The sequence below is a fragment of the Chitinophaga sp. genome (genome assembly GCF_017745275.1).
Classification (GTDB): domain Bacteria; phylum Bacteroidota; class Bacteroidia; order Chitinophagales; family Chitinophagaceae; genus Chitinophaga.
Map to the genome: position 1 here is coordinate 796420 of NZ_JAGHZS010000002.1, position 14792 is coordinate 811211.

Annotated in this window: 10 protein-coding genes; 9 read left to right on the forward strand and 1 reads right to left on the reverse strand. The window is 47.6% G+C overall.

All coding sequences use genetic code 11. The annotated features are described in order from the left end of the window. The first annotated feature begins 8 nt into the window (after positions 1–8). The 6 genes from J7623_RS08960 (at position 9) to J7623_RS08985 (ending at position 6947) form a co-directional block, all read left to right on the forward strand. Positions 9–221, forward strand: a complete 213-nt coding sequence (locus J7623_RS08960; RefSeq protein ID WP_291919482.1) for a hypothetical protein — start codon at positions 9–11, stop codon at positions 219–221. A 152-nt stretch (positions 222–373) separates the two neighbouring features. Then, complete coding sequence (locus tag J7623_RS08965; protein WP_291919483.1) at positions 374–1264, forward strand: AraC family transcriptional regulator; 891 nt, start codon at positions 374–376, stop codon at positions 1262–1264. A 130-nt stretch (positions 1265–1394) separates the two neighbouring features. Then, positions 1395–2084 (forward strand): RraA family protein, encoded by a 690-nt coding sequence (locus tag J7623_RS08970; RefSeq protein WP_291919484.1) that lies wholly within the window; start codon positions 1395–1397, stop codon positions 2082–2084. 18 nt (positions 2085–2102) lie between these two features. After that, entirely contained in the window at positions 2103–4967 is a 2865-nt protein-coding gene (locus J7623_RS08975; RefSeq protein ID WP_291919485.1) for a glycoside hydrolase family 2 TIM barrel-domain containing protein, read from the forward strand. A 12-nt stretch (positions 4968–4979) separates the two neighbouring features. Then, positions 4980–6146 (forward strand): mandelate racemase/muconate lactonizing enzyme family protein, encoded by a 1167-nt coding sequence (locus J7623_RS08980; protein WP_291919486.1) that lies wholly within the window; start codon positions 4980–4982, stop codon positions 6144–6146. A 6-nt stretch (positions 6147–6152) separates the two neighbouring features. Next, positions 6153–6947 (forward strand): SDR family oxidoreductase, encoded by a 795-nt coding sequence (locus tag J7623_RS08985; RefSeq protein ID WP_291919487.1) that lies wholly within the window; start codon positions 6153–6155, stop codon positions 6945–6947. A 102-nt stretch (positions 6948–7049) separates the two neighbouring features. Here the strand turns inward: J7623_RS08985 and J7623_RS08990 are convergent, their stop codons facing one another. Further along, complete coding sequence (locus tag J7623_RS08990) at positions 7050–8102, reverse strand: YXWGXW repeat-containing protein (protein ID WP_291919488.1); 1053 nt, start codon at positions 8100–8102, stop codon at positions 7050–7052. A 472-nt stretch (positions 8103–8574) separates the two neighbouring features. Between J7623_RS08990 and J7623_RS08995 the strand changes: the two genes are divergently transcribed. Genes J7623_RS08995 through J7623_RS09005 form a run of 3 tightly spaced genes read left to right on the forward strand, consistent with a single transcriptional unit; the run spans position 8575 to position 14792 of the window. Beyond that, positions 8575–11631, forward strand: coding sequence for a TonB-dependent receptor (locus J7623_RS08995; protein WP_291919489.1), 3057 nt, complete (start codon positions 8575–8577; stop codon positions 11629–11631). 31 nt (positions 11632–11662) lie between these two features. After that, positions 11663–13132 carry a RagB/SusD family nutrient uptake outer membrane protein gene (locus J7623_RS09000; RefSeq protein ID WP_291919490.1) on the forward strand — a complete coding sequence of 490 codons (1470 nt, stop codon included), beginning with the start codon at positions 11663–11665 and terminating at the stop codon, positions 13130–13132. Between the two features lie 16 nt (positions 13133–13148). Further along, on the forward strand, positions 13149–14792 hold the full coding sequence (locus J7623_RS09005; protein WP_291919491.1) for an arylsulfatase: 1644 nt from the start codon (positions 13149–13151) through the stop codon (positions 14790–14792).

Genomic DNA, 14792 nt, shown 5'->3' on the forward strand with positions numbered 1-14792 from the left:
TTAATGGCATGGTAGAAGTATTTGTAACAAATGTCAGACGGGTAGCAACTGCACAGGAAATAGTAGCGCTGTTGCTCGAGAATTTTCCGGATAGTAAAATCAATTTCGACCTGGAAGATTGTGATAAGGTATTACGCGTGGAAGGAGAAAATTTTCACCCCGGAAAAATAATGATGCTGGTAAATGAAACGGGTTTTCATTGCCAGATTATGGAAGACTAAAGCGCATCCGGGTCTACAGCACCGGGTGCCTTTTGAATTTAGTAAATGAAGAATTAACCTCACTTTGCAATTTTTTTAACTGAATTGATATATTTTCTGCCCTGTTTGGATAAGATAGTTTGAGTATTCCGGATATGCGTTAATTTCAGGGTATGAAAGCGCAGTTTATTGAAGTAGGTACACCTGCCACGAAGACGATTCATATAAAAAAAGTTAACACCGACTATCTGCAATCGCCGTTTCATTTTCATGAGCTCTGCGAACTGGTTTGGATACAGGAAAGCCATGGACAGCGGATTGTAGGCGATCATATTGATCATTTTTTACCCGGTGACCTGGTATTGATGGGACCTAACCTGCCCCATATCTGGCTAAATGATGCCAGCTTCAGGGAAACACCCGTAAAGGGCAGTGTAAAGTCAATAGTAGTATATTTTCCCGCCAACTTTCTACAACAACTATCTGAGGAAGAAGAAATGATCGCTCCCGTAAAACGATTAATAGAAAGAGCCGAACGAGGCGTGCGATTTACTGGTCGTACCCAGCAGGAAGTGATCAAATTACTGTCAGGTATCACTAAACGCAAGGGGCTGGGCAAATTGCTGGACTTCATAAAGATACTGGAATTGCTCACCGACTCTGCAGAATTTGAATACCTGGGTAGTATACAGTTTGAAAACTCCATTCACCCTAAAGATACCGCACGCATTAACCTGGTATACCAGCACCTGATGAATAATTTTTCAGGAGAGATTTCCCTGCAGGAGGTGGCCGCCATAGCCAATATGACGCCCCCGGCTTTCTGTCGTTATTTTAAGAAGCATACCGGCAAATCGCTTACCCGGTTCATTAACGAAATAAGAGTGGGCCATGCCTGCAAGTTATTGCTGGAGGATGTGCTTAGTATAGGAGAGATCTGCTATGAAAGCGGCTATCAGAATCTGACCAATTTCAATAAATTCTTCCGGGAAATAAAGGGGGAGAACCCAAGTCAATACAGAAAGTCTATACGGGCATCTGCCGCGAAGGAATCTTTGTTTTAAATTTTATTAATAAAATATAACGGAAATTGGCCTTTGTTGGGTTAAAAAAGTTGTGATGTTGATTAATAGAGTTGAAAGATTTGGAAGATGGTAGAAATATCTTTGGGCTGTTTAACAACCAGATAATACCATGGAGAAATGGAATAATGATGACGAACTCTTTTCGCTGATTAAAGCAGAACTATTTACAGCGGTAGTAGGGGATGTAATGGACAAAATAGGACTGGTAAGGCAGTTTCTGCCACCACAGATACAACCCCTGCACCCTGCCATGGTGGTGGTAGGAAGGGCCATGCCGGTACTCGAAGCAGATACGATTTCCGGCGAACAAAGTTTATATAACCCCATATTGCAGCAACCATTTGGGCTAATGTTGCGGGCGCTGGATGACCTGAAAAAAAATGAGGTATATATCTGCTCCGGCTCATCACCTGCTTATGCTTTGTGGGGAGAACTGATGAGTACCCGCGCTATGAAACTGGGAGCCGCAGGAGCGGTGGTGAATGGCTACTCACGCGATACCCGCGGCATTTTGGAACTGAACTTTCCTGTTTTCTCTTATGGACGCTATGCCCAGGACCAGGCACCAAGAGGTAAAGTAATGGACTTCCGGGTACCCATTGAAATGAACGGCGTGGTGATTCATCCCGGCGATATTGTAATAGGGGATATGGACGGTGTATGTATTGTTCCCCAGGTGGCAACAGAAGAGGTATTCCGCCTGGCGCTGGAGAAAGCAAGGGGCGAAAAAACAGTGCAGAAAAGCATTGAGAATGGTATGTCAGCCTCCGCTGCTTTTGCGCAATATGGTATTATGTAACAGTATAAAGGGAAAATAGTGACGAAGAAAATTTTACTTTTTATTTCGGGATTATGGCTGTATTTATCTGCATGGGCACAAGCGCCGGCAGATCAATTCGAAATACCCCGTTTATCGCCGCGGCCTTCTATGGTAAAGGGTATTGCAAATCCCTTGCTGTCGCTTAACGGCACCTGGTCATTTTCAAATGGAACCGCAGGGAAAACCTCGCCGGTGAAGGTGCCCGGAGAATGGGTCATGCAGGGATTTCAATTGAATGAAGGAGATACGGCCATATATCGCAAAGAATTTTCTCTTCCGGCCGACTGGCAGGGAAACCGGGTTATGATACGGTTTGACGGGGTAAGCTCCCTGGGAAAAGTATGGGTCAATGGTAAGGCAGTCGCCGAACATGAAGGTGGCTTTGTTCCTTTTGAGGTAGATATCACAGCCGCTTTACATGCCGGTGTTAATCAGCTGGAAGTACAGGTGCAGGCACTCACAATATCGGATAAGCTGGGCTGCGTTTCGCAGTATGCAGTACATACGGTGGGAGGCATCTTACGAAAAGTAACTTTATTTGCGTTACCTGCTGCTAACATAAAGCGCCTGGATGTTACCACGCATTTAAGCGAAGGCTATATAAACGGTACTTTGGATATTAACCTGCAAACTACCGCTGCCAATGGAAATATGCAATACGTTTTAAAAGATGCCACCGGTAAAACGATCATCAACAAAACGTTACCATTGCATGTGCCGCAGCACCTGCCGGTTGGCCGTATACAAACATGGAACCCTGAAAACCCCTGCCTGTATATCCTGCAAAGCAGTTTGATACAGGATGACCAGGTGCTGGAAACAATTACACAAAAAGTGGGTTTCCGCGAAGTGAAAGTAAGCGGTTCCCAACTGCTGGTCAACGGACAACCAGTGAAACTGCATGGCGTAAACCGGCATGATATACATCCTTTATTGGGACGAAGTATTACCCCGGAATTGTCCAGGCAGGATGCTGCCCTGTTTAAAAAAGGAAATTGTAACTATATCCGTACTTCCCATTATCCGCCATCAGAGGAATTCCTGGAGGCAGCAGATGAGCTGGGACTTTTCGTGGAAAGCGAATCGGCGATTTGCTGGATCCGGCACGGTGCCTCGCCAATATGGCAACACTGGAATTATAAAGATGAAAAATACCTGCCTTATTTTATTCGCGCCAATGTGGAAAAAGTAAATGCACAAAGAAACCATCCCAGCGTCATCATCTGGTCGCTCGCCAATGAATCGGGATGGAGCCCTTTATTTGCGCAGGTAAATACCATCGTGAAAGCCCTGGACCCTACCAGGCCTACTACCTTTCATGACCAATGCTGGGGCGGATTTAATAATGCGCACAGCCAGGCAGATATTGCGGTATATCATTATCCTGGCGTCAATGGCGCTGCAGCTACAGATACCATGAACCGCCCGGTATTATTTGGGGAATATGCACATATTTCCTGTTATAATCGCCGGGAGCTGATCACTGATCCGGGCATCAGAGCGGCTTATAGTATGCCTTTAGTCAGTATGTACGATTCCATGTATCATCATCCTAATTGTTTAGGTGGTGCTATCTGGAGTGGTATAGATGATATTTTTCACCTGCCGGATGGCCGCATTGTGGGTTATGGTCCCTGGGGGCTCATTGATGCATGGAGAAGGGAGAAACCCGAATTTTATGGCATGAGAAAAGCTTATGCACCGGTGGTGATTACAAACCTGCAAACACCCGTGATCAAAGGGAAGCAATTATTGCTGACGGTAGAAAACCGCTTTGATTTTACCCGGTTAACAGGAGCGACAATCCAATGCAGCATTGATGGCCGGTCTACGAAGATAGTAGCAGATATTGCCCCACATAAAACCGGTGTGTTGCATATTCCGGTGAATGCGAATACTACTACCGTAATGATATCTTTTACAGATCCCATGGGCAAAGTGGTTAACGAAGAACAGATCACCCTGAAAGCCGCTGCAGCACCATCCGCCCGGTTGGCCGTTGAAATGGAGTATACACAAAATGAACAAACCTATACGATACGCCAGGGAAATCATACCTTCGACATCAGCCGGTTAACAGGCCTGATCGTAGCTGCCAAAAAAGGGGATCATACAATTTTGTGTCAGGGACCGGTATGGTGTGTGGTGCCCATGAACAGTGAAGACGGGGGGAAGCCCAACGTAGCCGGAGAAACCTATCAGAATAACATTTACCCGTTAAAAAATTATCCGTTATATACCCTCTTTGTTACTGCTGCTGAGATATCAAAAAGCGACAGTGGTATTGTGTTAAAAGAAGCGGTGACCTATACCAACGCAAAGGGAACGATCCGTTATCATTTCCGGCCAGACAATAAGGTAAGCATGACCTATGAAATACAGTACAACGGGGAAGATTCACTGCCCCGGCAATATGGCATGCTGCTGCAGTTGCCAGTTACTTTTGATCGTTTAAGCTGGAGCCGCAAGGGAAGTTTCTCTACATATCCGGCAGATGATATTGCCCGTAACAACGGTAGTGCCATGCTGCAGGAATTACAAACCCAGGCCGTAGAGCCATGGGGCAAAGTGCCGGCAGGTAACTGGAAAGATGATGCAAATGAAATGGGAAGCAATGATTTTCGTTCTACCAAACGTCATATTTTACAGGCTTCCCTGAAAGATGTCACAGGAAATGGTATCACTATTTTATCAGATGGCCGGCAGTCGGCCCGCAGCTGGTTGCAGGATGCGCATATACAATGGCTCATTGCGGATTATAGCAACAACGGGGCCGAGCCTTTTTATGGTTCACCATTCACCGATAAACAACATAAGCTACCATCACTTGTTAAAGGAGAATTGGTATTTATAATAGAATAACTGATTAGTATCATGAAAATAACCGAGGTTAAAGTATGGCTGGTAGAAGGAGTTAAGTATAACTGGACACTCCTGAAAATATATACAGATGAAGGATATACCGGGGTAGGCGAAGCTACAAACTGGCCGGGAAGCCCTATTGTATATCATGCAGCCAAACACGTAGGCGAACGTATTATCGGCATGGACCCGATGCGCACAGATTTTATCTGGACCAAACTTTACCGCGACCTGAACTGGATAGGTCCTTATGGCGCCAGTCTTTGTGCTATCAGTGGTATTGACATGGCATTGTTAGACCTGAAAGCAAAAGTATTGGGCGTTCCCTGTTATGAATTGTTGGGTGGCGCCTTCCGGAAAGATGTTTTGTTGTATGCCAATTATTGGTTTACCGGTGGGGCACATACACCGGAAGATTATGCAGCACAGGCATTACAGGTAAAAGCAGCTGGATTTACCGGGTTGAAGTTTGATCCGTTCGCACATGTAAATTATTTCTATGGAGAAGATTTATCTGCTAACCTGAATCTAACTGTGGCACAGCAAAACCTGGCTTTTGATGTCAGTAAAGCAGTGCGTGATGCCGTAGGTCCTGAGTTCGATATTATGATAGAAACGCATGCTATGCTGAATTTCAGGGTGGCCGTAAAAATGGCCCAACGACTGGCTGCGCTGGACATTACCTGGTATGAAGAACCTGTAGGCCCTGAGAGTGCAGATACCCTCAAGGCAGTGCGGGAGCGGCTACCGGGCAACGTAGCCATTTGTGTGGGAGAGCGGCATTATACCCGTCATGGCATCCGGCAGGTACTGGAAAAACAGTTATGCGATATTATCATGCCGGATATTACCCGCTGCGGTGGCCCTTCAGAAATGAAGCGTATGGCTGCCATGATGGAGGCATACAATGTATTGCTGGCACCGCATAATCCTAATGGACCGTTATCTACCATTGCCAGCGCACATGTATGTGCATCTGTTCCTAATTTCTTCCGGCAGGAATTTATGTTTAATGATGTTCCCTGGAGAGATACGGTGATTAATTATCCTATCAAAGATATGATCAGTAACGGGCAGTTGCATTTATCAGATCGTCCTGGCCTGGGAGTAGATTTAGTGGAAGCAGAAATGGAAAAACATCCGGGCATTTTACAACCCCGTCCCGGGTTTTATGTTTAATAAATTATGGCATTATCATTATCACTCACCGGAAAGGTAGTCCTGGTATCCGGTGTAACCTCCGGTATTGGAAAAGGTATTGCGTTGATGATGGGCAAAGCTGGAGCGATGGTAGCCGGCTGTGGCCTTGATCCGGCTGAAAGCCCCGCTGCAAGGGAGTTCCTGGTTGAGCTGCATGCAGCAGGTGCAACGGGCATGTATATCCAGGCAGATATCACCGACGCGATGCAACAGCGCAACCTGGTAAACCAGGTTATCACAGCCTGGGGGCGGCTGGATATTTTAGTATCCAACGCGGGCGCTAATTTTTTCGAAGGCGCTGCTGATTGTACAGAAGAGCAATGGCAGCAAAATATAGAATTGAATCTGGCCTCGCACTGGCGGCTGTGTAAACTATGTCGCCCATACCTGGCAACATCCGGGCAAGGTGTGATTATTATTATCAGCTCCAATCAGGCATATACTACCATACCGGGCTGTTTTCCCTATAATGTAGCAAAAACGGCGCTTACCGGCCTTGTAAGAGCGTTGGCCATTGAATGGGGACCATTCATCCGCGTGGTAGGATTGGCACCGGGATTTATAGATACGCCGGGTAATCAACAGTGGTTCGCTTCTTTCCCCGATCCTGCTGCTGAGCGCGCACGTACAATACAACTTCACCCGGTGAAACGCCTGGGTACACCAGACGAAACCGGTGCCTGGTGCGTTTTCCTGGCCAGCGAATACGGCAGCTTTGCGTCGGGTACCACTTACGTGGTGGATGGAGGGAGATCTGCATTGCTACAAGACCAGGTATAAAAAAATGCAAAAAGCCATCGAATAGATGGCTTTTTACAATGGATGAAATGGATGAGGAGTTTGCAGGATGAAATAATAGGGTGAGATGAAACAGTTAAAGCGCTAATGTCTTCCCCGACCGCCGCCACCATGGCCGCCACCACCGCCGAAATGTTCTCCGCCGCCGCGAGGCATGCCACCACCGTTCATATGCGGCTGTGAGAAATGGGGCTGGTGCTGCATGGCCACCATGCGATTACCACCACCGTTGCTAAAATGATTTTCCCTTGGTGCAGGATTATTGAAATGAGTCTCTCGAGGCGCAGGATTATTAAAGTGATTTTCTCCTCCATTAACACGATTGCTGCTATTGTTAAAATGATTGCCGCCATCGCTGTTATTCATACGCGCCGTTGCATTGTTGTTGCTGAAATGATTGGGTTGTGCACCGCCATGATTTCCTTCCGGTGAAGGTGAAGTAGTACCCTGCCTCACCGTGTGATTTCCGCCCATGATACGTCCGCTGTTGCCGGCAGCCAGCATACTCCGGTTATTCCGTGCATTTTGTTCATGCGATAATTGTGCTGAAGTTGCATTGATATGCTGCTCATTCATCGCTGCCGTTTCTACACGTGTAGGCCTGGCCGTAATACCACCAGGGCCATTAAAGCTGCTGCGGTTGTTGACAACAGTGTTGTTATTGATGTAGGTGTTGTTCACATAGGTGTTATGTACAATAGTGGTATTCACGTTTGAATAAGCCGTGTTGTAATGGTAGGAATTGCCCCGCCACATACCGCCATAGAAGCCCGAACCACAATAACCATAACCGTAATTAACACCACCGTAGAATCCTACATGAGGTCCCCAGTAGCCGGCATGCCAGCTATAAATACCCCCTGCAAATCCCCAGTAACCTGGTGTCCAGAGTACTCCTACGCGCGGTGGCATCACCCATGCACCCGGTATCCAGTAATAACCGTCCGGTCCGTAAGCCCAGTAGCCCGGTGTCCAGATATAGCCGTCATATGGACAGGGAGGTTGTGTATATACCCGCAGTGGGGGAGGTGCTACCCGGATAGAAACGCCTACGCCCACACTTACCTGCGCATATGCTGTTGATCCGGTGCCGATTACTGCTGCCAGCAACAGTAAAGCGATGGTGAACTTTTTCATGTTCAATATGGTTTTTCCATTGGTTGGACCCCGGGGAAAGGAGAAAGTTTAAAAAGTAATAGTCTACAAAACTTGTGTACTAATAAAATTATCTTTACTTTTACGCCGTTGTTCAACATACAGCGTCGTCAGCACTACTTACAGCAGGAACGAAAGCCCTTATAGTTTTTAGCACCACCACATAAAACTATCAGGAAGACAACGCTATGGCACAACACCATTCTCAACCAATAAAACAAGCCAGATGTCAACATCTCACATCTTCTCTATGAGCGACGGAACAAGGTGCTGTTTCGTCTGTTGCGCTATGCAGTAGCCATTTTCCGGCACCTTCTTTTTAATACTTATTCATTCATGCTGTTCATTCAACCAGGTGACAGTGGGCATATTGTGCCCCTTACTCACACTGTATAGGCTTTCCTGTTATCTGATGTGGTCACGGTACTGATCAGCAGATTAAATGTTGTTTACAATGCGACAAATTTTACGAGATAAACACCTGTTAAAAACGGGCTTCTTCCTGTTATTTATTTTCCCTGTTGTGCTGCTGGCACAAACGCCAGGTACACCACTGATCAACTCTCATCTCACCGGCGTAGTGGTGGATGCTAAAACGCACGAACCGCTACCAGGCGCCGTGATAAATATTAAAGGGACCACCCATGGCGTATCTGCCGATGCTGCCGGACGATTTACTTTTGTTACCGGGCAAAAATTTCCATACATACTAATCGTTAGTTACGTTGGTTATCGTCGCCTGGAAATCACGGCCAACGGGGAACACATCGAAATTCCGCTGGAACCGGCACAAAGTCAGCTGAACGATGTGGTAGTGGTAGGCTATGGCACACAGAAAAAAAGTGACCTCACCGGCGCTATTGCCGCCGTTTCCGGTCCCTTGCTAAAGCAACCACTCAGCTCTGTAGATCAGGCACTGAAAGGCGCTGTGGCTGGTGTACAGGTAACGCAAACCTCCGGGCAGCCCGGAGGAGGCGTGAGTATCCGCGTTCGCGGAGGTAGCTCCATACAAGGTGGAAATGAACCACTTTATGTGATAGATGGATTTCCGATTTATAACAGTCCTGCCGGGCCCGGTATCCTCACCGGTACACCGGTAAATCCGCTGGCCAGCATCAATCCATCTGATATTGAAAGTGTAGATATCCTGAAAGATGCTTCTGCCACCGCCATTTATGGCTCCCGCGGCGCCAACGGCGTAGTGATTATTACTACCCGCAAAGGAAAGGCCGACAGGAACAGCATTACCTATGAAGGTAGTTACGGTGTGCAATCGCTTCGCAAAAAAATAGATGTGCTCAACGCACATGATTTCGCGATCCTGAGAAACGATGCTTTCTATGATACCGATCCTTCCAAAGGAAAGTACCAATACCTGTCGCAGGCCGACATTGATAAACTGGGAGCTGGCACCGACTGGCAGGATGCTGCCTTCCGCACAGCTCCGCAACAAAATCATCAGTTGTCGGTGAGCGGGGGAACCGCCAAAACACGGTACTTTATTTCCGGTAACTATTTTGATCAGACGGGTATACTGAAAAATACAGATTTCTCACGCATTGGTTTGCGTGCCAACATAGATGCGCAACCCTATGATAAGTTGAAAATCGGCGCCAATCTCACCGTGAGTAAATCTGACGCAAACGTTGCGCCTTCCGGCATTATCACTTCCCTGCTGCAGATGCCGCCTACCGCCACCATCTACGATGCCAGCGGCAACTACACCCTGCGTAATCCATTTGAAAATATTTTTGCAAATCCAATTGCCACCCTACAGGAGCAGATTAACAAGTCCACCGCCAACCGCCTGTTAGGTACTGCCTTCGCAGAATACAACCTGGTAGAAGGATTAAACCTGAAAGTGTTGCTCGGTACCGACGTAAGTAATAATACCGAAAAAAATTACATACCGGCCTCTATTTATGAAGGGCTGTTAACGAAAGGAAATGCCGCTAAAGGTACTTACAACAGCTATTCCTGGCTCAATGAAAACACCATCTCCTATAGTCGTGTATTCCATCGACACTCGCTGGATGTGTTGGCCGGATTTACCCAGCAGGAATTTAAAAGCGATGTTACCAGGGCCGGCGCACAGCGCTTTGTAACAGATGAGCTGACGTATAATAACCTGCAGGGCGGATCTACCTTGGTTCGGCCTTATTCCGACGCTACTGCATGGGTATTGCATTCTTATCTCTCCCGGGTAAATTATAATTATAACAGTCGCTATTATTTTACGGCCAGTATCCGCGCAGATGGATCTTCCCGCTTCGGTAAAGGCAACAAGTGGGGCTACTTCCCCTCTGCGGCGGCTTCATGGCGAGTGAGCAATGAATCATTTTTTGCACCCTTGTTAAAAAAAATCAGTGACCTGAAACTCAGGGCCAGCTTCGGTACTACCGGTAACCTTGAAATAGGAGAGTACCAGTCGCTCGCCACTTTATATACATTGGGATACCTTTTCGGAAAAGAAGTAGCCACAGGGTTTGCGCCTTCCCGCCTGGCAAATGACCACCTCGGCTGGGAGAAAACCTTCCAGTACAATGGGGGCATAGATATCGGGTTTTTGGATAACCGGTTGTTGCTGACCCTCGATGCCTATTATAAAAAAACAACCAACCTGCTCCTGAATGTAGAAATACCGTGGACTTCCGGGCAGGCATCTTCCCTGCAAAACTTCGGTAGCGTACAGAATAAAGGAATAGAAATAAGCGTAAGCAGCAAGAATTTCGTAGGGGCGTTCACGTGGGGAACGGATTTAAATGTTTCCCTGAACCGTAATCGCGTGTTAACTATTGGAAACGGCGCGAAGTCGTATATCAGCGGCAACTACATTATACGTGTGGGCGAGCCGCTGGGCAGCTTCTATGGCACGGTAACCGACGGTATCCTGCAAACCGGGGAAGAAGGAAAGAAAGGGAAGCTGACGGGCAATGCTGTTCCTAAACCGGGCGACAGGCTATATAAAGATATCAACGGAGATGGCACTTTTACTACGGCTGCCGACAGAACGATTATCGGCAATGCACAACCGGATTTTATTTTTGGCCTCACCAACAACTTCTCGTGGAAGGGATTTAATTTGTCGCTGCTGCTACAAGGGTCCTATGGCAATCAAATATTGAATTCCAACCGCCAATCGCTGGAGCTGTTTAACGGTCAGCAAGGAGCGGCAGCATCTGCCCTGGACCGCTGGACGCCAACAAATCCAAGTCAGGCAATACCCCGCGCAAAGCTGGATCCGGCGCCGGTTTTCTCCGACCGCTTTATTGAAGACGGTTCTTTCCTGCGGGTGAAGAGCATCACGCTGGGATATACACTGCCTAAACGAATCACCGGGAAAATATCGGCGGTGAATGTATTCGCCACTGCACAAAATTTATTCACGTGGACCAAATACACCGGTTTCGATCCGGAAGTGACTTCCGGGAACAACGTTTCACCGGGAACAGACCTGGGTATTTACCCGGTAGCACGTACTATTAGCGGCGGCGCCAGGATTACTTTCTAATCCATATTGTTTATCTAAAAAATCAGGACACATGAAAAAGATATATATCGCTCTACTGCTGGTTATTACGGCGGCATCCTGCTCCAGGCTGGATGAACAGCCGGAAGCAGTGATTACTTCCGATAATTTTTATAAGAATGAAGCAGAAGCCACGGCAGCGGTAACTGCCGCCTATCGTAAATTGTATGAAACAGGACAATCACTGTACAACAGCCTTTTCCAGATAGGCGTGGAAATGGCGACTGATGATTATGAAGCAGGCCCCAGGGCCCGTAACGCCCATGTACGCGCTATCTCCGGTCTTACCCACGATGCTTCCAACGATCGTATGGAGCAACTGTGGAAACAGAGCTATGATGCCATCAATGTATCTAATATCGCCATTGATCAGATTGCGTTGATCCGTAAAGGTAGTATCAACGAAACCATTAGAACGCGTTTGATCAATGAAGCAAAATTCCTGCGGGCACTACATTATTTTAACCTGGTGAGATGGTTTGGCGCAGTGCCATTGGTGCTGCATGCACCGGCATCATTGTCGCCGGACGCCTTATATGTTGAGAAAGCACCCGAACAGGCCGTATACCTGCAAATCATCCAGGACCTGCAGGATGCAGAACATCTGCCGGCACCGGCGGAATATGGCCCGGCAGATATTGGCCGCGCCACTGCCGGCTCCGCAAAGAGCCTGCTGGCCAAAGTATATCTTACAAAAAAAGACTGGCAACTGGCTGCCGATAAAAGTAAAGAGATCATTGATCTTCACTGGTATGAACTGTTTGAGAACTTTGCCGATGTATTTAATGTGGCGAAAAAAAACGGGAAGGAACATATTTTCTCTGCACAGTTCCAGGGAAACGCTGCATACCAGGGAAACAGCCTTGCCAGTCGCTCCGCTCCCAATGAAGTACCTGGTATTAACGGCGACTATGCCGACGCCATACACAAACAGGGAGGGCTATACGAAAGTTTTGGTGAAGGAGATGCCCGTAAAGCGGTCACATTTGTGACCCAGATGACCAGCCCCACAGATGGTAAACTGTACACCTTTGAACCACACCTGAATAAATATTATGATCCTGCCGTAGTAGGCAGCCAGGGCGAATCGTCTAAAAACTTACCTATTATCCGGTATGCAGAAGTATTGCTTATTTATGCAGAAGCATTGAATGAAGTGAATCATGGCCCTTCTGCTGCCGCATACGACGCCATTGATGCCGTACGGCAACGATCCAATGTGCCACGCCTGCAGGACGTAGCCCCCGGATTGAGTGCAGATAATTTCCGAGATAGCGTGTTCCAGGAGAGAAGGAAAGAACTGGTATATGAATACCAGCGTTGGTTTGACCTCGTAAGAAGAGGCCCTGATTATTATGTGAAAGTATTAAAGGCAGCAGGGAAAACGCTGGCGGCGCCCCGTCATATTCACTTTCCTACGCCACAACGGGAACTGAACCTAAATCCGAAGTTGAAACAAGACCCGCTTTGGGTGAACTATTAATACATAAATGCCAACAATGAAACGAATATTATTCCTGCTCTCATGGCTTGCTGCTAGCCATGGGGGCTTTGCCCAGCAGAAACAGGCGTCGCGGCCCAACATCATCCTGATTATGGTGGATGACATGGGTTACTCCGATATCGCGCCTTATGGCTCAGAAATACACACGCCTAATCTCAGTCGCCTTGCGGCGGAAGGCCTGCGGCTACAGGAGTTTTATAACAACTCCATCTGTGCGCCCACGCGTGCGTCGTTGCTTACCGGTCAATCGAATCACAAAGCCGGTGTAGGCTATTTTAACGTGAACCTCGGTCTGCCTGCCTACCAGGGATACCTGAACAAAGAATCACTGACGCTGGCAGAAGTATTGAAGGAAGCGGGTTACAGCACGTTGATGTCGGGAAAATGGCATGTGGGAGATGATAGTATTGCCTGGCCTAATCAGCGGGGTTTCGACCGTTTTTTTGGTTTTATTGGCGGCGCCAGCAACTATTTCGATATTGGTAACTACCCGGATAAGGCGCCACCAGTACCGCTTGTAGAGAACAACCGTTCTTTCAACCTGCAACCGGGACAGTACCTCACCGACGAAATTGCCGGCCACGCGGTGAAATTCCTGGACGAACAAAGCAAATTAAACAAGCCTTTCTTTTTGTATGTAGCCTACAATGCGCCACACTGGCCGCTACAGGCATTGCCGGAAGATATTGAAAAGTATAAAGGTCGTTATGCGATCGGCTGGGATTCATTGCGCCGGGAACGGATTGCTCAACAGAAAAAACTAGGCATCATTGCTCCCAATGCAACGATTGCGCCGGATCCAGAAGTACCTGCCTGGGAAAGTCTTACCTACGACGAGCAGCAATTGTGGCAAAAGAAAATGGAGGTATATGCCGCCATGATTGATCGTATGGACCAGGGCATCGGTAAGATATTGACGAAGTTAAAAGAGTTGAAGAAAGATGAGAATACGTTGATTGTATTTATCTCCGATAATGGCGCCCAGGGCGGTTTTATACCAACAGGCAGGAAAAGGCCACGCAGTTCCGGTCCTATTGGTTCTGCAGGATCTTATGATTACCAGGAACAGAGCTGGGCGCATGTATCTAATACGCCGTTCCGGTCTTACAAGGCCAGTGCCTATGAAGGCGGTATCAGCTCGCCGCTGATTGCCTGGTATCCTGCCAGGATCAAGGCAGGTAGCATCGCACGGGGTACGGCCCACCTGATCGACCTGGCGCCTACATTTTATGAAATAGGCGGCGCTGCGTATCCATCTTCCTACCATCATATCAACACAAATCCTTTACCTGGCATTAGTTTAACGCCATTGCTGTTTGCACAACAGGAAATTACCCGCAAGGTGCCGCTCTTCTGGGAACGGGCCGGCAACAGGGCGGTACGGCAAGGGAAGTGGAAATTGATTTCCTCCTGGCCATCCAAACAATGGGAACTGTATAACCTGGAAACAGACCGCGCAGAAACCAATAACCTGGCGGCACAGGAGCCACAGGTGGTAAAAGAACTGGCTGCTGCCTATGATAACTGGGCCAAAGAAAATGATGTGGTAGACTATGATAAAATAAAGCCCGCCGGTCCGGCTGGATTTGCGGGCCCTACAGGCGGTGGTCAGCCTGCCGGAGGAAAACGGAATAAATAA

Excerpts from the sequence above, each read along its gene's own strand:
- J7623_RS08960 (WP_291919482.1), top strand. The coding sequence starts at position 9 with ATGGTAGAAGTATTTGTAACAAATGTCAGACGGGTAGCAACTGCACAG.
- J7623_RS08965 (WP_291919483.1), top strand. The coding sequence starts at position 374 with ATGAAAGCGCAGTTTATTGAAGTAGGTACACCTGCCACGAAGACGATT.
- J7623_RS08970 (WP_291919484.1), top strand. The coding sequence starts at position 1,395 with ATGGAGAAATGGAATAATGATGACGAACTCTTTTCGCTGATTAAAGCA.
- J7623_RS08980 (WP_291919486.1), top strand. The coding sequence starts at position 4,980 with ATGAAAATAACCGAGGTTAAAGTATGGCTGGTAGAAGGAGTTAAGTAT.
- J7623_RS08985 (WP_291919487.1), top strand. The coding sequence starts at position 6,153 with ATGGCATTATCATTATCACTCACCGGAAAGGTAGTCCTGGTATCCGGT.
- J7623_RS08990 (WP_291919488.1), bottom strand. The coding sequence starts at position 8,102 with ATGAAAAAGTTCACCATCGCTTTACTGTTGCTGGCAGCAGTAATCGGC.
- J7623_RS08995 (WP_291919489.1), top strand. The coding sequence starts at position 8,575 with ATGCGACAAATTTTACGAGATAAACACCTGTTAAAAACGGGCTTCTTC.
- J7623_RS09000 (WP_291919490.1), top strand. The coding sequence starts at position 11,663 with ATGAAAAAGATATATATCGCTCTACTGCTGGTTATTACGGCGGCATCC.
- J7623_RS09005 (WP_291919491.1), top strand. The coding sequence starts at position 13,149 with ATGAAACGAATATTATTCCTGCTCTCATGGCTTGCTGCTAGCCATGGG.